We start from the raw sequence: 19,772 nt of genomic DNA, 5'->3' as shown, positions 1-19,772 counted from the left end.
TTGCGTGGGAAATTGCGTATGGATGGTAACTACAGATTAAGTTTGGAGTATAATCAAGGATGTACTGAACGACACCAAAGACCCGGCCCAAGATAGAATTATCTAGGGGCGGGTCTTATTTGTTCTCTGTAGACACTAGATAAACCATAAGGAGGATGATATATGAAATGAACAGGTATAAGAGCCAAGCAGGACAGATTTTAATCCATGAATCTTATGATCAATTACTAAGTGACTGGAATGTACCTCATGAACAACAGGATATTATGACATCATACGGTAATACCCATGTAATCATCGTAGGAGAAGAGGTGAATCCTCCTTTATTATTGCTCCATGGAGTAGGGGATAACTCAGCCATGATGTGGATTTATAATATAGAGCATTTATCCAAACAATTTTATGTTATAGCTGTAGATGCCATAGGCGGGTCCGGTAAGAGCGAACCGAATGAGCATTACTGGAAAGCTTTTGACCAGACGATTTGGCTCGATGAAGTACTGGAATCCTTAAAGATTGAAGAGACGAGCATTGCCGGGGTATCTTATGGTGCCTATTTGGCTTATCATTATGCGATTATGAGACCAAGTAAAGTTAAGAAGATCGTATGTATGGCGGGAGTTGTGGCTAGTAGTCACGGGGAGACCATGTGGAAGATGATCAAAGCATTTTTACCAGAAGCATTATTTCCAACAAAGAATAATACGAAGAGACTGCTGAAGAAGTTATGTGGACCTAACTATAAGGTATTTGAGAACAACAATGCACTTATGAATCACTGGTATTATTTGCTTAAATATTTCAATAACAAATCCATGCAGAAACACAAAACGATTATATTTAATAATACACAAATTCAATCCATAAGAGAAAAATCTCTATTCATCATCGGTGAGCAGGATATATTATCTTATTATCCAAAAGCGATACATAAACTACAGGAGAATCATCTGAACTACAAGATTGTGAAGCAAGCAGGGCATGCTGTGAATCATGAACAGGCTGATGAAATCAATGCAGAATTAAGTGATTATCTACTTACGTAGCATTAGGAGGAATATGAGCATGGATGAGCTGTTTATAGTTAGACAAGCGACCAAGAAAGACTTGGTTCATATTGCGGTTTTGTTTAATGATTATCGACTGTTTTACAAGCAAGATGCTGATCTCGAAGGTGCTAGGGCGTTTTTGGCTGAACGGTTAGAGCTTAATGAGTCGGTCATATTTATGGTCATCGACAGATCATCCAATCAACCAGTAGCTTTCACACAGCTATATCCTTCATTCTCGTCCATATCGATGGAGAGAGCGTGGATCTTAAATGATTTGTATGTATCAGCGGATTATCGAAGACAAGGACTGGCCCAATTGTTATTAGAGGCAGCCAAGAGGCATGCCATACACACAAACTCGAAAGGTTTATCACTTTCTACAGCGATAGACAACGATGTTGCACAGAAACTTTATGAGAGCAATGGATTTGTTAAAGACGAGGGTTTTTTTCATTATGATTTAATCGTATAGAACTAGAATTATTAATCGTTTGTAAGGAGCAATCATATGAATCAGCCATTTCAAGATCGAATTGTATGTGAGGAAGAGTTAAGAGAATTATTAGGGTTTCCAAGTCCACTGGTTATGAAAAAAACGATCGATTATTTAGACAGCCACTGTGTTGACTTTATCCATCGCTCACCTATGATATTCATTTCAACTTCGGATAACTTGGGTAATTGTGATGTCTCTCCCCGGGGAGATGAAGCGGGATTTATACATATTATCGATAACAAACATCTTGTCATTCCAGAAAGACCAGGGAACCGCAGACTGGATTCCATACTCAACATATTATCGAACCCACATATTGGCATCATCTTCGTAATCCCTCAATTAGAGGAAACATTACGAATTAATGGTACAGCGTGTGTGATCAAAGATCCTCACTTACTGGAATCCATGAAAGCGAATGGTAAAGTTCCGTCCCTAGGGATCGGTGTTTCGGTAGAGGAATGCTATATGCACTGCGCCAAGGCTTTCAAAAGATCGAAACTATGGGACCCTGAAAGTTGGCAAGACAAGATAGGATTACCTAATCCCGCTAGAATCATTGCGGCACATACGGGGACCAAGGAAGACGAGGTTTCGAAATCTTTAAGAGAATCCTATGAGAAGAGACTTTACTGAAACAGATCGGGGGAGAAGGATTGAGAACCATCGGCCGTGGCAGGTGTGCTGAGATTGTTACATATGAACCTGATAAAGTACTCAAGCTATTCTATCCTAATTTTCCCGAGGATGGCATTCAAGAGGAATATGGTATTAGTCAGTTAGCCTATTCTATGGGGATACCTACTCCTAAATCCTATGAAGTTATCGATTATGATAATCGAAGAGGCATTGTGTATGACCAGATCACTGGAAAAACCTTACTCCATATGATGAAACAAAAGCCTTGGTTCATTCATAAATATTCTAGGATTTTAGCGAAAGTGCATTACCAGATACACAGTCATCACCTAAGCGATGCAATAAGAATTCAGAAGAAGGTGTTATGTGACAACGTTCGTGCTGCACCGTATCTTACTGAGGAGGAGAAGCAGAGAATTATAGCATATGCCGATCAGTTGCCAGTTGGAGACAGGTTATGTCATGCTGATTTTCATCCCGATAATGTGATGACTAGTGACGATAATTATATTATTGATTGGATGACAGGAATGTCCGGACATCCTGCCGGGGATGTTGCGAGAACGCTAATTCTATTGGAGTTTGGGAGTATTCCTGAGGGCACCCCGAGGTTGGCAAGCATGGTTATTCAATTTTTGAGAACAAGAATGAAGTCGGAATATTTAAAGCAGTATATCCAGATATCAGGATTAACTATTGCTGAAATTGATCAATGGATTTTGCCAGTAGCAGCCGCAAGACTAGTAGAGTGGGTACCCGAGGAAGAGAAGGAGCCGCTATTAAAGCTAATCAGGAAACGATTGCAGTTCATATTTTAGCTCCGATAGGTTTATCCCTATGAAATGGGGAGAAAACTGGAGAGAGCAAGATCTAGGCATTGAAAAAGCGGAGGAAGGAAGACTTAGAGGAGCAGAGTGTCTAAATGAGATTGAAAGCTCCAACCCGAGTAAGAACATTTTAATAGTAAGCCATGGAGCTATTTTAAAACATACGTTAAAAGGATTGATTCCGGATTTCGAGGCGGAAGATTTACTCGGTAATACATCTGTGACTGAGATTATAAGGACTGAGGGTGTATGGAAATGCCTCACCTATAACTGCATCAAACACTTGGTTAAGGAAGTTGATAAATCTAAAAAGTAAGGATGAATCACGATGAAAAAACTGACGACAGAGCGATTTAATCAAGCTACACAGTTTATGAAAGATAAGACAAGAAAGCTAGAAAGATCTATATATCAGTATGAATTTGAAGAAGGACCTTTTTCTAATGTTCTGATAGAACTAAGAAAGTATCAAAACACAGACGGAGGATTTGGACATGGTCTTGAACCCGATCTTCGCTGCATGGAATCATCCGCACTTGCAACGACTAGGGCATTAGAGATACTCCATCTATCACCACAGAAGGATGAAGAACAAACGGAGATGATTAGGAAAGCTTTACGCTTTTTTGAGAATACATACAACGCTCATCGAAACGGCTGGGACATCATTCCTAAGGAAGCGGAGCAATCACCGAGAGCGATATGGTGGAATTATGGTGCCTTCGCAGATCACTGGGGAAATCCGAGCGCTGATATCTTGAGCTATTGTATTGACTATCAATCCATCTATGAAATAGACCAATTAGAAGACCACATCGATTATTCCATAGATTATCTTGTTAACAGATGTGAGCTTAACGAAATGCATGAGTTATTCTGTTTCATTCACTTATTCGAGAAGTTTGATAAGGCACAGAAACTGAAAATAGAGGATACTATGCATGTGTTTTTGGATAATTGTGTGAGTATTAATCCGGAGAACCGAGAGGGATATGGTGCTACTCCGCTCAGTGTAGTAAGTTCTCCAAGCTCTCAGTATTACAAGAAGTATGCTGAATTTATTCCTGCAGAACTGGATGAATTAATTGAACAGCAAGGTGAGGATGGTTCCTGGGCACCGAATTGGACATGGTATCAGTTTGAAGAGGAATGGTTGATTGCCAAGGAAGAATGGAAAGGGATCATCACACTTAACGCCCTTAGAACTTTAAGGAATTTTAATAGAATTGAATTATGAATATATGAGCGTTGAAATTTTTGATCACAAGTAACATTTGTATGCTGGATTAATGGTATATTTAATATTGCTGTTTTTCTATAGCATCAAAGATTCATATTATTTTCATCCAATATAGGAGGGATTATTATGCCATTAATTCAAGTAGAGGGAAAGCAACCAATTGAAGTTGAAGAAGGAAAGAAACTCGTTCTAGCCTTAGAAGATGAAGGGGTAGATGTGTTGCACCGCTGCGGCGGTAACGCTAGATGCACAACATGCGCTGTTGAAGTGCTAACAGGTGATCTGGGGGTTATAGGTGAAGCGGAAGCAACCGTTCGTCAGAACAAAGGAATTGAGGATCCGTCTATTCGGTTATCCTGCCAGGTTCGCGTGCATGAGGATGTATCGATTCGGTTAATCAAGACGGTGGGTTCGACGGGATTGGATGCGGGTCCACGTCCACAGGAATAACTATCAAATTTATACACCAGGATAGGGGCTGACTCCGAAGATCTGCAGAGATCCTTAGAGCAGCCCCTCTTTGACCTATGATTTGGATTGGAAAAGAGTAGGGAGGGGTTGAATGATGGTCAAACTACAACGAAAACACATGTTTTATTTCGTGGCTGCCAGTTTCTTGATTATCTTGGTCGATCTTATTCTAGTTAACTCTGTTCTGTTTAAACAGTTTGATCAAGTTCTTGCGATAGGAATGACATTGGATTTTGTAGTTGTTATTCCACTGCTGCTCTATCTCTTTGTTTATAGGCAAAAAAAAACTCAATCTTGTCCGTTCTTCCATTCGCACTCTTGGGTTATATTGCATTGGTATTGATGATGCCGAACTCCGTTCAAGGAACACTTGATGTTGTGAAGTACATATTAATACCTATAGAGGTCGCGTTCATTAGCTATATCATGTACTCAGTAATTATGAATATACGCAAGACAAGACAGAGCAGCTTGGAGAAAGTGCATCCCATCGAAGCACTTCGGGGAAGTCTGGATACCACATTCAATCATTCCAAAATGGTCCCGGTGCTAGCTTACGAACTATCATTATTGTATTACGCCTTGTTCTCTTGGAAGATGAAGCCTTATTCGCGATCGGGATCTTCATCGTTTAGCTATCATATTAATTCAGGGGCGCTCATTGTTGTGTTATTTGCATCGAAACTACTGTTGCTTGAAGGTGCTCTTGTTCACATTTTGCTGACACAGTGGTCACATATGGTTGCATGGCTGATCTCATTTGGAAATTTGTATATAATTTTAATGCTAATTTCTGAAATCCGGGCAATGTATATAAATCCAATCCTGATTTCCGATAAGGGAATGACAATTCGGTATGGCAACCAGATGCTGGCGGAGATCAAAGGGGAGACAATTGAGTCTGTTTCCGCCATAAAGTTTGATAAACTAAGCAAGGAACAATTAAAATCGTCATTTACTCCTCTGTTTACTGAGCCTAACATCTTCATTCAACTAAACACTCCAATCACAGTAATGGGTGCCTATGGAGTCCGCAAAAAGGTTGACCAAATCTATCTTTTTTTGGATCAGCCCCAAGAGTTCATACAGAAATCCAATACCATCATAGTTAAGCAAAATGAACAGTAAGTTAAATTATCAGCAGACAGCCTGAGAAGGGCTGTTTTTTTTGCATAGTTTCTATGAAGTAATAATATAACTTCCAGCCCAATATAGTATAAATGACGGAAGGCATGAACCGTTCAACACGCAAATTAGTACCACTATAAATATGAGGAGGGCAACAATGAAGCGAATCTTACAAGAAAATCGATCTCCTGAGCAAGTTGCCACAAATTCCTCATCTCCCATCAGACATAATCTTTTTTGGCGGATGTTCGCGAACTACTTCCTACTCATCCTTATTCCAGTCATTGTGGCAAGTGTACTTGCACATGTGCTTGTCGTTCGGATCATTGAAGAGGATGCAGAGCGTTTCAACAACGTTATGATGAGTCGACTCTCTGAGCAGACTGATGCGGAGCTCGAATCATTAAAAACGAATATGATAAATATCCTCAGTACATCGAGACTGCGGAGTGTGCTCCTAACACCTATGTCTTCATCTCCGGATAATGGGCTGCTCCCGGAAATGCTTCATTCGCTTCGTGAGCAGCTCAGGCAGCTGGAATCGGATGATTTGGTCGAGAAAGCATATTATTATTTTGTACACGAGGACCTTATCGTGGATGCGGAAACGTATACGAATAAATCCTACTATTTCACATCCCGTTCTGACATGGATCTTAGCCAGCACAGGAAGCTTGAAGCCGAATTGACCGGTAAGAAAATGATGGATTTTATTGATTCACCCACATCTATAACCGCTTCTATGAGTTACCCTTTCAATACCGCCTCTCCTGATGTGTATCTCTTGGTTAACATGAAATCTGAAAAACTTAAGGAGCAAATTTATATTCCAGAAAGCTGGGTCACAGGTACTGCTATTGTGGATGATACGGGTAAACTGATTTCACAGATCGGATTGTCCAAGCAAGATCAGCAAATGCTGCAAGAGCGTGTGCGAAATGATGGACAACCCTCTCAATTCACAATCTTGGACAAGACAGGCCTGTCATTCATGAAATCGAGCTTTGACGAGTCCTGGCATTATATTAGCCTGATTAATTTAGGTACATTAATGAAACCCGTATACTTGACTCGCATCATAAGTTGGGTATTCCTCATCTTTTTCCTGCTAATCGGGGGTCTCGTATCATATCATTTAAGCCGGCGTTTATACAGGCCGATTCGTGAAATCAAGGATGAGCTGAGTTCTCATCACCACCCCAGTGAGGAGCTGCGGAACGAAGGAGATGAATTTGATGTTATTAAACGATACTCGAATTTGATCATGACGGAAAATAAAGAGTTGTTCCAAATGGTGAACGGGATGCTTCCGATTATACAAGAGCAATTCTTTACGAAAATCCTTCTGGGCCAGTATAGAGATGCCTTGTCGATTGAGTATTACGCAAGGGAGATTGAGTTTACATACAACAACGATAAAGTTGAGAGAACGGTACTGTGTATCTCCTTCCATTATGATTCTCATGTTTACGATTCTACATCGGAATCGACGAAGACATTTCTGCTCGCGGAATTGAAAGAGAAAATACACAAGCTAGCGCCTGATATGGTTTGGCTCTGTCAGACAAAGCCTGACTTGCTAGCTTGTGTTATCCAGCATGATCCGATACGGGTGGAGAAACCGGACCAGATGGCTGAGAGAGTTAGACTCGTGTTACTGGAGTACAGTGCTTACTATAAAGCCACCATCGGGATTGGCAAAACAGTTCTATCCATTGAAGAGCTGCATCAGTCATATGAGCACGCGGTTGCAGTGCTTAAGTATCGTGGACTACATTCTACAGTTGAAATTTGCAGTAGTCAGCCATCGCGTGAGCTTCAGCAATGGGACTCCTTTTTATCGGTACAAGAAGTGAATCGAATCCTTAATCAATACAAGACAAGAGAATACGATAAGCTGCTCCAATCCGTATTAGATTTACTGGAGGATGGAAGGCGAAGAGATGCAGCGGCAGTACAGATGAAATATTTATTCGCTGATGTGTTGAACACATGGATCCGTGCTGTGGAATCGGAGCATAACGAATTAAATGTCCCTTATTACTCAAGTCTGTTCGAACGAATGAACCGCTGTATGACATGGGACGAATTGAGGCAATGTTTCGAGGAGATTCATGGCTTTTTATTTCGAAAGGTTGAAACCAACAGTCGAAGACAGCAATTCATGGAGATTGTGGATTACATTCATGAGCATTATGGCCAAGAACTGTCGATCGAGTATTTTGCGGAAAAGACGAATATGTCTATAGGACACTTCAGCCGTACCTTCAAGGAGGAGGTTGGTGAAAAGTATGTGGAATACATTGCGAAATGCAGGTTGACGAAGGCGAAACACTTTTTGCTCGAAACCGATATGAAAATTGATGAGATTGCTGAGAAAGTGGGGTACTGGGGCCGAAACTCGTTGATTCGAGCTTTCCGCAGATACGAAGGGATTACCCCTGCGAAATATCGGTCGATTCATCAATAAGTGAAAGAAGAGACTGCATTATTTTCTGAAGTCTCTTTTTTTGCATATAAAGGGTGAAAAACCTTATGTAATCAGGGCGCGCAAAACAAGAGTCATAACGAAAAGATGCACGCTTTACGCCTCATAGTGCAGCTCGTATAGTGGGGTCAACAACAATGATGTAAGTGCTTACAAACGGAGGTGAGAATGAATAGTGCAGCTATCGCGAATCGGCTACGTTCTAAAAAAACACAAAATGTTGTACTTGTTGATGCTTCCTGGGATTTTATACTATTTGATTTTCAAGTACGCACCCATGTACGGCATTATCATTGCCTTCCAGGACTACTCGATTGGCCGAGGTATTTTTGGAAGTAAGTTTGTCGGACTGAAGCATTTCATTGAATTCTTCTATGTCACCCCCGATGCTTGGAAGTTGATTCGCAATACAATCATGCTGAATGTATACGATCTTTTGTTTCATTTCCCGGCACCCATTATTCTGGCTCTGTTATTCCATGAATTAAAAAGCAAATGGTTTAAGCGATTTGTACAAAACATTAGCTATTTACCGCACTTCCTATCTACGGTGGTTATCGCTGGGATTCTGGTTACCTTTCTTTCTCCAACGACTGGGGTTATTAACCACTTCCTAACGCAGGTGTTCGGAATAGAACCTATTATGTTTCTTGGTATACCGGAGTGGTTCCGAACGGTCTATGTGAGCTCTGAGATATGGCAAAAGGTTGGATGGGGTACCATTTTGTATTTGGCAGCTATCGCGGGGATTGATCCAACACTGTATGAAGCAGCCAAAATGGATGGAGCGAACAGATGGCAGCAAATCCGGCATATCACATTCATAGGCATGATCCCGGTCATGATTATATTGTTCGTACTTACATTAGGCAATTTTATGGAAGCGAGTTTTGAAAAAGTATTGCTGCTCTACAATACGATGAATTATGAAACATCGGATATCATCAATACCTTTGTCTACCGGCGAGGTATACTCGATGCCGATTTCAGCTTCGCAACAGCGGTCGGTTTATTCCAATCTGTGATTGGTTTCATACTCGTTGTTGCAGCGAATAGGATTGTTCGCAAATATTCAGAGACTAGCTTGTGGTAAGGGGAGGTGTGAAATGAAGCAAAAGGAAAGCTTAGCTTCCAGGTTGTTTGATGTGATAAATGTACTGGTCATGATCATACTTGTCATCGTGATGGTCTACCCAATGGTGTATGTATTCTCAGCGTCAATCAGCAATAATGCGCTGGTGGCGAGTGGTGCCGTACTGCTCTGGCCGAAAAATATCACATTTATTGCTTATGAGCAGCTTATTTATAACTCTGATCTATGGGTGAGCTATTGGAATACAATTCGGTATGCTTTCGTTCAAACGGTGCTGACACTTATTGTGACATCTGCGATGGCGTATCCGCTCGCGAAAAGATGGCTGCCGGGCCGAAGAGTCATTCTGTTATTGGCCGCTTTCACACTTCTCTTTAGCGGAGGGATGATCCCAACCTTCCTTATCGTTCAGCAGCTTGGCCTTTTAAACTCGATATGGGCTATCGTCCTCCCGTCGCTGATCAGCACATGGTATTTGTTTATCATGAGGACGTTTTTTGAGGCGTTGCCAGAAGAGCTTGAGGACGCAGCGGCAATTGATGGATGTGGGTCTATTCAAATCCTAGTTCGAATCGTCCTGCCGTTATCATTGCCTGTAATGGTCACGATTGGCCTTTTCACTGCTGTGAATCAATGGAATGCCTTTTTTAATGCCCTAATTTATTTGAATGATCGGGATATGTATCCACTGCAAATTATGATGCGCAATATTCTGATCGCCGGCACGAATGTGCAGGGTGAAGGGGATCTGACCCATCTGGAAACATTGAAATATGCCATGATTATTATTGGAACATTGCCGATTCTGTGTGTCTATCCGTTCATTCAGAAGTATTTTGTGCAGGGAACAATGATTGGAGGTATTAAGGGATAGTTATGGATTCCGTGAAGAAATCCATCTCTATATAGAAACGCTGATTGCCATATTAAAAGGAGGTTGTGGAATGAAGCGAAAGGGGTTCAGAACTGCACTTGCGATCCTATTACTTTGTGCGATGGTTGTAACGGGATGCACTAGTGGGGGCAAGAAAGATTCGGGTACGTTAAGTCCAGATAATCCAGTTACATTCTCTTGGCTTGTCTACGATCGGGTCGAAGGAAAAGTGCGTGATGACTGGGAGATATTTAAAGAGATTGAAGCGAAGACAGGCGTCAAGGTCGAATTTCAGATCGTAAGCCAAGAAGGGCTTGAAGAGAAAAGACAGATTATGATTGCTACGAACACCGCAACCGATTTTATCCAAGTACCGACACAGGATGGTAGAGAACATGGTCCGGAAAAGGTGTTCTTGAACTTGAAGGATTATCTGGATAAAGCCCCAAATCTGAAAGCGTTCTATGAGAAATACCCTGAAGCTGAAGCGCTGGCTACGGGAACAGACGGAGGACTCTATACTGTCCCCGTACTAGAAGGTGATGCAGAGGGCAAGGGGTTTAATTTTATCTGGTATGCCCGCAAGGACATCATGGATAAGCATGGAATTGAAGCCCCCACAACGGTAGATGGATTCTATCAATATTTAAAAACGCTTAAAGAAAAATATCCAGACTCCTATCCTCTTATTTCAAACGCAATCGTTGGCGATACAGGACTGTATACAACATTCGGAAGAATATTCACAGGCATAAGTGGATTCTACAATATGGATCCAACAACGGATCAATATGCGTTCGCTCCTTATCATGAGAATTATAAGGATATGCTGGTGTTTCTGAATAAGCTTTATACAGAGAAACTGCTTGATCCTGAGTACTCACTGCTTACGCAAGCACAGTGGGAAGAAAGAATATTAACAGGAAAGTCATTAGTTACTTTTTTCTGGAAGGCAGATCTTGAATCATTGGTCACGAAAGCACGAGGTGCCGGAATAGCGGATTATGAGCTTGATGCGATTCCATCCTTCGCCGCAGAAGGTATCAAAAATTATCAGTTTTCCCGTCCAGTCGTTGGTAGTGTCGGTCGGGCGATCTCAGCGAAAGTGAAAGATAAGGAGCGGGCTGTTCAATTCCTCGATTATTTAGTCAGTGAAGAGGGGACGAATTACCTGTCCTTAGGAATTGAAGGTAAGACGTATACGATGGAGGATGGTAAACCCGTTTATAACAAGGATTTCGGAGCATCCCCGTTTACTACGTTACGCAAGGATTGGGGTGTCTGGTATGACCTTATTACACTAAATAATGCGAAATCCCGTGAAGTATGGGAACGTGGTTTAAGTGAGAAAAGCAAGGACATCAATGCTAGATATGCGGAGTATATTATTCCTGCACCGAAACAGATCGTTAAAACAGAAGAAGAGCTTGAGCTTGAAAAGTCGAAGTTAAGCAACTTAAATAAATTTCTAGAGCAAAAGGTTACGGAGTTTGTAACTGGCAAAACACCGATTAACGATACTACGTATCAGCAGTTTATTGACCAAGCGAAAAAGCTAGGTTCTGATGAGCTTCTTAACATGTATAACAACTCATACTCGCGTACGTACGGTAAGTAATTCTGTGATGGAGATGGAGGAATCAAGACATGGACGGATACAAAATTATTGATGTCGACGTTCATAACGAGCAAGAGGACGCCGCCCTACTCCCTTATTTGAAGGAGCCCTGGCGATCGCGGGTTGCAGCATCAGGTATTGGATATGCCGGTTCTGGCTACTATTCACCGATTGGCGTCATGAAGAAGGATTCGATTCCTCCGGGAGGAGGAAGAGCGGGATCTGATCCTGATTTCATGATCAAGCAACTGATCGAAGGATATAATCTGGATTATGCAGTGCTGACGGGAGTTGTCTACAACATCTCTTCTACACATGACCCTGATTACGCGGCAGCCATTTGTTCAGCTTACAATGACTTCTTGATTGCTGAGTGGCTTGGCAAGCATAAGGCGTTTAAAGGAGCAATGGTTGTTGCAACTCAGGATCCGTTGCTCGCAGCGCGTGAGATCGATAGAGTCGGCGGGCACCCGGACATCGTGGAGGTAATGATCTCAAGCGCGGCCCGCTCGCCGCTTGGACAGCGCCACTATCATCCGATTTACGAAGCAGCAGAGCGTAACGGTTTGCCTGTCGCCATTCATCCGGGGGCGGAAGGTGGGGGAAGCTCGACGGCCCCTACCGCTGCAGGTTACCCGACGCGTTATATTGAGTGGCATACCTGCTTATCTCAGATGTTTATGGTACACCTGGTGAGTATGGTGTGCGAAGGAGTCTTTGTGAAATTTCCAAGACTGAAGGTCGTGTTGGTAGAAGGCGGGATTGCTTGGCTGCCAGGTCTGATGTGGCGCCTGGATAAAAATTATAAAGCGCTGCGCTCAACCGTTCCTTGGTTGAAGAAAATGCCAAGCCAGTACATTCGCGAACATTGTTACTTATCTACGCAACCGATCGAAGAACCTGATAATCCACAGCATCTTATCGATCTATTTAATATGATTGATGCTGAGAACATACTACTCTATTCAAGCGATTATCCGCATTGGGACTTCGACTCGCCTGGTCATATTTTACGGAAACTTAAACCGGAAGCAAGGCGGAAGATCTTTTATGAGAATGCGAAGGAGCTGTATCAATTAACTTAAGTTGGGGCATGGGAGGGTCACTATGGCGGTGCACTATGTGCTGGAGGAGGGCGCAATTCCAGAGGGCGGCCACACGGTAGTGTCTATTGAAGGAAGAGAAATCGGTATCTATCGGGTAAATGGGGAGTATCATGCCATCCTTAATTATTGCCCGCATCAAGGAGCACCGATCTGTGTGGGATTCGTCTCTGGAACGACACTTCCCTCGGAAGTATACGACTACGAATATGGAAGAGCAGGTGAAATTGTTCGCTGCCCATGGCATGGTTGGGAATTTGACTTACAAACAGGCCAATCTTTATTCAGTGACAAAATTCGTGTGAAGAAGTATAAGGTTGAGGTTCATGAAGGCAGAGTAGGGATTGTGGTGGGAAAATGATGATCTGTTAGCCGAAAGAGTTTATTAGCGAACCGTGCTGATTTCAGCACGGTTTTTTTATGGAGAGAGTTAGGGTTTCGAGGGGAACAAAAGAAACAATATGTGATATATTGGAATTTATACAGATAAGTAGTTTTTATTTTACAAATAAGTTCGTTATCTAAGGGGGGCACCTATCTGAAGCATATAAGTCGAATGATTTTACATGTTACTGCTGTTATAGTGCTATTAAGCCTTGTTGGTTGTAGTGCGGAAACCGAGAAGGAGGAGAAGGTTGCGTATATTACTGCTAACTCTAATTCGGAATATGAAAATGTATTTAAAGATTTAGGTTTGGGAATATTGTATGATTTTAATCTTAAATTACCCCATGCAGATCAAAGCTGGGTTCATATTTGGGTGGAGGGGTACAGTAACGGTCAGAAAATGGAACCATTTCATCTGATTGATTTAAATTATGGTGAAAGTCCGGAACCGACAAATGAAGGTCATATGGGTTTTGGCTTCATTAATCCAAGAAGTGAGGATGCCTCTCTATTTCTTTATTCCAATTCCGTGAAAGCGCCACCTACAAAATTAAATACTGATAAGTTTGATCTATCTTCCATGGCAAGCTCCTGGGGCTATTCTATTGGAGATGAGGAGATTGGTTTGAATTCGGGTGAGACGAAATTATTAGCCGTTTATCGGACGACGAAGGACAACAAGATACGCACTTATGATTATCAAGACAGCCAGTCGATCGATGAGATGATCAAGAATCATTCCTTTGTACTCCTACTAAAGATAAAGGTAGTGAAAACTTAAGTTGATCTAACTTCGACGGATAAGACGGGGATTGGCGGAACAAGAAAATCTTAACGGAAAGAGGAGTGGCTTAGCCGCTCCTCTTTTTTTAATTTCGATATTAACTAACTTTCACGGTTCAAATTCGTTTATATTATAGTAGGGATTCCACATTTTTACTATTGTTCGAATTAAACAAGGATGATTGTAATTATATAGATTAGTTTATAGCACCACCTAGACTGGAGGAGTCCGAATTCCGTTGTCTAGTCCTTACTGAAAAAAAGAGGGGGTATGAGGATGAAATTTTATAATCAGGCTCAACGAAGAAAGGATGAAGGAACGGAAAATCCAGTTATTCTGAGAATTAATATATTTTTCTTCAGCACCTTTGTTATTTTTAGTGTCATTATTATTCGTCTTGCGATATTGCAGTTTGTAGAGGGACCAGAACTGACCGAGCAGGAGACGGGTGGACAGACAAAAAATTATCCATTGCAGCCGATAAGAGGTAGCATCATTGATGCTGCCGGTACGGCAATCGCTTATTCAAAGCCATCCCACGCTTTATATGTAACCCTCCTCAAAAATTATGATGATTCTACAGACAAAGGGCTTGAAAATTACCCGGAGATCGAAGCTCTTGTCTTACGGATTGTTGAAGTATTTGCTAAATATGGTGATCCGAAAACGGGAAAAATGACTGCGGAAGAAGTTATAAAGAAGTTAGACCTCAAGTCTAACAAGCAGGGCGGATTTGAACCTAGGCGGATTAAGGGGGATTTGACGGAGAAAGAGATTGCTTTTTTTATAGAAAATAAGGATGATTTTCCAGGGATTCAGATTGTAGAGGAAAACATACGTTATTATGACACGGACACGGTAGCTGTTCAGACCATTGGTTATCTGCAGGAATTTAAAGGTGTTAAAAGTTTAGAGAAATATAACAAGATTGATCAGGAAAACAAGAACCAGAAAGATCCTGGTTTGAAATATTCGGAATCAGAATATGTAGGGGTAGATGGTCTGGAAATGATGTTTCAGAATGAGCTGCGGGGAAAGAATGGCTACTTGAGCATCCCGATTAATCCGCAAAATATGATTGATGGCGAACCGACGATGGTCGCACCTGAAAAGGGACATGATATATACACAACGATACATAAGGATATTCAACTAAGAGCTGAGCAGGCGATTGTGAATCAGTTGGAATGGCTTCATACAACTCCTTTTTCAGGCAGAACACATCCAGATGCATTAACTGGATATGCTGTTGCGATGGAAGTGGATACGGGAAATGTGGTGGCAATGGCAAGTATACCTGACTATGACCCGAGTGTGTGGAAGGACGGGACAGATGATTGGGAGCGTGTACTTAAATATAGGTCGAATGGAACAATATGGCCCTACGAATCTGGAAGGTCGGCTAACAATCTGGAATCTGTATTGTTTATGGGTTCTACGATCAAGCCACTTAGTGTTCTAATTGGTCTTAATGAAGGATTTTTTGGCTTGGGAGATCGCTATGTAGACAGAGGATCAGCCCAAATCGGTAATGATACAAAGTCTAACGTGAGCAACTCTGGAGGCAGAGCATTTGGTCCTCTTAGCCCGGCGAAAGCTATTGAGAATTCTTCCAACGCTTTTATGATTGATTGGGTGGGAGAGAAACTCTATGCTAAATACGGAAGTGAAGGTATTGATGTATGGGGTAAATATTTGAATGAATTTGGTTTGGGTGTTTCTACGGAATCCGGACTTCCAAAAGAGCATCTTGGTCGTGCAGAATATACAGATACTAAAGCGGCGGGGAGCCATCTTGCTGCACTTGCATTTGCATCCTTCGGCCAGAATGAGGCTTTTACAACACTTCAGTTGGCTCAGTATGTAACTACGATAGCTAATCAAGGAAGTCGTATTAAACCGCAACTGGTAAGTAAAATTATGAACCAGGAAGGAAAGGTTGTAAAAAAATTCGGTCGCGAGGTTCTAAATAACGTGGAAATGAAACAGATTCACTGGGATGAAGTCATTAAAGGAATGAACACGCAAGGTCTTCCCTCATTTGAGGGCTTCGGATATGATTTTGCTCGAAAGACGGGGACTTCGCAACAAGATGTTTATCCGGGTGGGAAAAAATATGTTACGGACAATGGTGTGTTCATTGGTTTTGCGCCCCGGGTAAACCCTAAACTTGCTGTAGCTGTCGTTGTACCTGAAGGTGGATTTGGTTCTTATAGTGCTGCTCCTATTGCTCGGGAAATATTCGAAGCTTATGACGAGATTTATGGTTTGGATGGTACACCTCATCCTAAGCAGGCGGGAGCTCCAGAACAAGAAGAGGGTGATGCGGGCGATTCCTCAGGGCAAGGGGAGGTGTCTCCATAAATAATCAGCGTCAGACAGGTAATAATCTCTCCTTTTTGGCTTAACGATGGGAGCCTGGAGCTATATGCTTCTGGCTTTTTTTATCTGAAACAATAGATCGATTAACTTTATATGGAAACGATCTCATCTTGTAACTTATAATAACAACATATATACGCGCCTTATTGTATTGTTTACGAATATTAAATCAAAGATTCCGGAGGGTTCTGCATGAGCCATAATTATTTATTCACGAGAGTCGGATATGTCTATATCCCTTCCTCGAATATTGACGCGTCTATTGAATGGTATACGAAGCATCTTGATTTTAAGCTTATTAATAAATTTGAAGATCGCGGTTCGTTTCTAGCAGTACTTCATCATCCAGGTCAATATTCGATTGCTGTACTGCTGGTAGAAACTGAGGATAAATCTAGATTGCAAATTTCAAGAAATGGCCAGCCTTTTCCGGTGTTGGCGATCAATTGCCCGAATATTGAGCATACGCATGATTACATGAACCAGAATGGACTTGATGTAGATGAACTCCATATTCTCGGAGATGGAGAAGCTAAATATTTTTATTTTAGAGATGATCAGGGGAATTTGTTAGAGGCAGCTTGGTCTAAATACGATCCGGTAGAAGCTATGAAGGAAGGTTTTTAAGAAGGAGAAATTTCGAATCTTTTATTAAAGGAAGTGTTCAGTTTAATGTATTTTCCAGTATCGTATTCAACGTTATCCGATAAGGCACTTGCCGAATATTTAAGAAATCATTACAACATACAGCATATATTAAACATGAGTTACTATTTACGTGGGATGAATGATACATACTTAGTCACTACATCCGAAAAACCATATGTTTTTAGAGTGTACCGAGGAGATTGGAGAGCGGAGTATTCCGAAATTGCGTTCGAACTTGAACTCTTAAACTATTTGAATCTAAAGGGGATATCTGTTTCTTTACCTGTTGCGGATACTCATGGTGAATTTATCCAAACATTTGATGCGCCGGAAGGGAAGCGGTTTGGTGTACTGTTCACCTTCGCGGAAGGAACTGAAAGAGGCATGGATAACGAAGAAATCTGTAATTTATGCGGCCAGTCTGTTGCTGATATTCATTTGCAAAGTGAGAGTTTTAAGAGTGAATACAAGAGAACGATACTTGATCTGAATTATCTTATACATCAATCGCTAGAGGTTATTGAATCCAGTATGCAGCATCGAATAGAAGATGTGGAATTCATGAAGAAGCTTGGACAACAATTAGAGCATTCACTTCGAGATATACCTTTGGAGCAGTTAGATTGGGGGATATGCCACGGAGATCTTCATGGAAATACGAATGTTAGCTTTACAGAGGATTTAGTGATGACTCATTATGATTTTGATCTATGTGGGTATGGCTGGCGTGCTTATGATATTGCAGAGTTTCGTCTATCCAGAGAAGTTCGAGTAGGTCATGATCCGGATCTGTTAGAACGTCTATGGACTGCATTTATAGAAGGGTATAGATCGGTTAGAGATTTATCTGAAAATGATCTTAAAGCTGTGCCTATATTTGTCGGTATAAGACAGCTATGGCTTATGGGGTTATGTTTGAAAGATCCGCATATCAATGGAAGCATTGATTACGATGATGCATTTATTGACGACAAGTTGGCTTATTTCAAACGATTGAAGGAGAACTTATATGGAGAATATTCTGAAGTATTACGATAAGTTCGATGAGTGGGGGCGCCTAGATCGGGAACCAATTGAATTTTTGGTGAACCTTCATTATATAAAAAAACATTTACCTACTCATGGTCATGTGCTGGATAACGGTGCGGGACCTGGAAAATATGCTATGGAATTGGCGAAGCAAGGATTTAAAGTGTCACTTACTGATCTTTCGCCTCGGTTGGTAGAGATAGCCTCCGAGAAAGCTAAAGAACAGAAGCTTTTTGAACAATTCAAAGTCATTGAGGCTGCGGATGCCAGAAATCTTTATATGTTTGAAGATGAACAGTTTGATGCTTCCTTAATGCTCGGTCCGTTGTATCATCTCCAAGACGAGGAAGGACGTAATCAGGCAGTACAGGAGCTATTCCGAGTGACAAAAAGTGATGGGGTAGTATTTGCAGCCTTTATGACCAGAACGAGACACTTAGCGACCTCACTTACTCACCCACACCTGTGGAAGCCGAATGATAATATTCATGAAATAACCCAATTTATCGAAACGGGTATTTTTAATCATAGTGATGAAGGAAGATTTACAGGCGCTTATTATTTTAATATTGATGATATAAAGCCGTTTATGGAGTCCCATGGTTTTAGGACCATTGATTTGATTGCTTCCTCAAGCATTGCCGGTTCACTTCAGTCAGAGCAGTTTGGGTATTGGCTCTCGCGCGGGGAAGATGAGTTCAAAGCAGTCATGGAACTGATTTATGCTGAGGCGGCAAACCCACATATTCTTGGATTGTCTTCTCATTTACTGTACATCGGACGGAGAATGTAAGAGGAATTGTTAGTATAGGTTAAATGAATTGAAACAACCTTGAAGATCGTTTGGAGACTGGGCGAATAGGTTTATAAATATAGAAAAGTTATCCCACCTGGAGGATACTTATTGTATGATGGGTTGGAGAGGAAGTGCATTCAATGGCTGTGAAAGTTTGCCCTAACTGTGGTGAAGGTAATAAAGAATCGGCTCTTCTATGTGTAGTATGTGGCCATTCACTCCGTGAGGTCGAACCTCAAGGTACACGGAATTCAGACAAACAGTATAATGGCGGGACTATAAGAAAAACAACGAAGTGCAGTCATTGTCAGGAACCTTTGGAAGAGGGCGCGATGAAATGTAAGTACTGTGGGACTATGGTATCTCGTGCTCCATCTGCACATACGTATTCACGATATGATGAAGAATTACTTAGCCCCATTCCGGATAGTTTTTCGATGACACTGATCGTGATCTCTACGATCATTATTCCAATAGTAGGTCTGATTGTTGGAGGTGTTGCTTCATTCAGTGATGACAGTGATAAACGGGATTCAGGCAAAATGTTGCTCATACTTGGTATGGGGATGATTCTCGTTCACTTGGTTTTATTCTTCATCATTACCTGATGTGAGATGTGAGATTCTTTTAACATTAAAAAGCCACCGTAGGTGAAGTGACCCCCAAAAGTTAGACACGGTTATTTCATTAGGCAGCTTTCTCTAAATGAGTTCGGTA

General features: G+C 41.5%; 21 protein-coding genes. All 21 read left to right on the top strand.

What is annotated here, in order from left to right; all coding sequences use genetic code 11:
* Positions 1–167: 167 nt before the first annotated feature.
* A complete protein-coding gene (locus ACFQV5_RS17490; RefSeq protein WP_379248660.1) occupies positions 168–1,046 on the top strand; it encodes an alpha/beta fold hydrolase in 879 nt (292 codons plus the stop codon).
* A gap of 19 nt (positions 1,047–1,065) precedes the next feature.
* The gene (locus ACFQV5_RS17485; protein WP_379248659.1) at positions 1,066–1,524 is read left to right on the top strand and encodes a GNAT family N-acetyltransferase; all 459 of its coding nucleotides are present in this window, start codon (positions 1,066–1,068) and stop codon (positions 1,522–1,524) included.
* Positions 1,525–1,560: 36 nt separating this feature from the next.
* Complete coding sequence (locus ACFQV5_RS17480; RefSeq protein ID WP_379248658.1) at positions 1,561–2,184, top strand: pyridoxamine 5'-phosphate oxidase family protein; 624 nt, start codon at positions 1,561–1,563, stop codon at positions 2,182–2,184.
* Positions 2,185–2,204: 20 nt separating this feature from the next.
* Positions 2,205–3,005, top strand: a complete 801-nt coding sequence (locus ACFQV5_RS17475; RefSeq protein ID WP_379248657.1) for a phosphotransferase family protein — start codon at positions 2,205–2,207, stop codon at positions 3,003–3,005.
* 19 nt (positions 3,006–3,024) lie between these two features.
* Positions 3,025–3,330 carry a histidine phosphatase family protein gene (locus ACFQV5_RS17470; protein WP_379248656.1) on the top strand — a complete coding sequence of 102 codons (306 nt, stop codon included), beginning with the start codon at positions 3,025–3,027 and terminating at the stop codon, positions 3,328–3,330.
* 12 nt (positions 3,331–3,342) lie between these two features.
* Positions 3,343–4,251: a hypothetical protein gene (locus tag ACFQV5_RS17465; protein WP_379248655.1), complete on the top strand. Its 909-nt coding sequence runs from the start codon at positions 3,343–3,345 to the stop codon at positions 4,249–4,251.
* Between the two features lie 129 nt (positions 4,252–4,380).
* Entirely contained in the window at positions 4,381–4,704 is a 324-nt protein-coding gene (locus ACFQV5_RS17460; protein WP_379248654.1) for a 2Fe-2S iron-sulfur cluster-binding protein, read from the top strand.
* A gap of 112 nt (positions 4,705–4,816) precedes the next feature.
* The gene (locus tag ACFQV5_RS17455) at positions 4,817–5,068 is read left to right on the top strand and encodes a hypothetical protein (protein WP_379248653.1); all 252 of its coding nucleotides are present in this window, start codon (positions 4,817–4,819) and stop codon (positions 5,066–5,068) included.
* A 98-nt stretch (positions 5,069–5,166) separates the two neighbouring features.
* Complete coding sequence (locus ACFQV5_RS17450; RefSeq protein ID WP_379248652.1) at positions 5,167–5,853, top strand: hypothetical protein; 687 nt, start codon at positions 5,167–5,169, stop codon at positions 5,851–5,853.
* A gap of 157 nt (positions 5,854–6,010) precedes the next feature.
* The gene (locus ACFQV5_RS17445) at positions 6,011–8,323 is read left to right on the top strand and encodes a helix-turn-helix domain-containing protein (RefSeq protein WP_379248651.1); all 2,313 of its coding nucleotides are present in this window, start codon (positions 6,011–6,013) and stop codon (positions 8,321–8,323) included.
* Between the two features lie 190 nt (positions 8,324–8,513).
* Positions 8,514–9,434 carry an ABC transporter permease gene (locus ACFQV5_RS17440; RefSeq protein ID WP_379249415.1) on the top strand — a complete coding sequence of 307 codons (921 nt, stop codon included), beginning with the start codon at positions 8,514–8,516 and terminating at the stop codon, positions 9,432–9,434.
* A 13-nt stretch (positions 9,435–9,447) separates the two neighbouring features.
* A complete protein-coding gene (locus ACFQV5_RS17435; protein ID WP_379248650.1) occupies positions 9,448–10,308 on the top strand; it encodes a carbohydrate ABC transporter permease in 861 nt (286 codons plus the stop codon).
* Between the two features lie 70 nt (positions 10,309–10,378).
* On the top strand, positions 10,379–11,926 hold the full coding sequence (locus tag ACFQV5_RS17430; RefSeq protein ID WP_379248649.1) for an extracellular solute-binding protein: 1,548 nt from the start codon (positions 10,379–10,381) through the stop codon (positions 11,924–11,926).
* A 29-nt stretch (positions 11,927–11,955) separates the two neighbouring features.
* A complete protein-coding gene (locus tag ACFQV5_RS17425) occupies positions 11,956–13,011 on the top strand; it encodes an amidohydrolase family protein (RefSeq protein ID WP_379248648.1) in 1,056 nt (351 codons plus the stop codon).
* A 22-nt stretch (positions 13,012–13,033) separates the two neighbouring features.
* Positions 13,034–13,390 carry a Rieske (2Fe-2S) protein gene (locus ACFQV5_RS17420; protein WP_379248647.1) on the top strand — a complete coding sequence of 119 codons (357 nt, stop codon included), beginning with the start codon at positions 13,034–13,036 and terminating at the stop codon, positions 13,388–13,390.
* Between the two features lie 195 nt (positions 13,391–13,585).
* Positions 13,586–14,197: a hypothetical protein gene (locus ACFQV5_RS17415; RefSeq protein ID WP_379248646.1), complete on the top strand. Its 612-nt coding sequence runs from the start codon at positions 13,586–13,588 to the stop codon at positions 14,195–14,197.
* A gap of 279 nt (positions 14,198–14,476) precedes the next feature.
* On the top strand, positions 14,477–16,564 hold the full coding sequence (locus ACFQV5_RS17410; protein ID WP_379248645.1) for a peptidoglycan D,D-transpeptidase FtsI family protein: 2,088 nt from the start codon (positions 14,477–14,479) through the stop codon (positions 16,562–16,564).
* A 210-nt stretch (positions 16,565–16,774) separates the two neighbouring features.
* Positions 16,775–17,209, top strand: coding sequence for a VOC family protein (locus ACFQV5_RS17405; protein WP_379248644.1), 435 nt, complete (start codon positions 16,775–16,777; stop codon positions 17,207–17,209).
* Between the two features lie 45 nt (positions 17,210–17,254).
* Positions 17,255–18,268, top strand: a complete 1,014-nt coding sequence (locus tag ACFQV5_RS17400; protein ID WP_379248643.1) for a phosphotransferase — start codon at positions 17,255–17,257, stop codon at positions 18,266–18,268.
* Positions 18,240–19,052 (top strand): class I SAM-dependent methyltransferase, encoded by an 813-nt coding sequence (locus ACFQV5_RS17395; protein WP_379248642.1) that lies wholly within the window; start codon positions 18,240–18,242, stop codon positions 19,050–19,052. The genes ACFQV5_RS17400 and ACFQV5_RS17395 overlap by 29 nt, the downstream gene beginning before the upstream one ends.
* A 143-nt stretch (positions 19,053–19,195) precedes the next feature.
* A complete protein-coding gene (locus ACFQV5_RS17390; protein WP_379248641.1) occupies positions 19,196–19,663 on the top strand; it encodes a double zinc ribbon domain-containing protein in 468 nt (155 codons plus the stop codon).
* Positions 19,664–19,772: the final 109 nt, after the last annotated feature.

Origin of the sequence: Paenibacillus sp. GCM10028914 (genome assembly GCF_042666275.1) — a bacterium.
Classification (GTDB): Bacteria; Bacillota; Bacilli; order Paenibacillales; family Paenibacillaceae; genus Paenibacillus_AQ.
The sequence above is the reverse complement of the archived record's forward strand: the minus strand, read 5'-3'. Positions and strand labels throughout refer to the sequence as shown.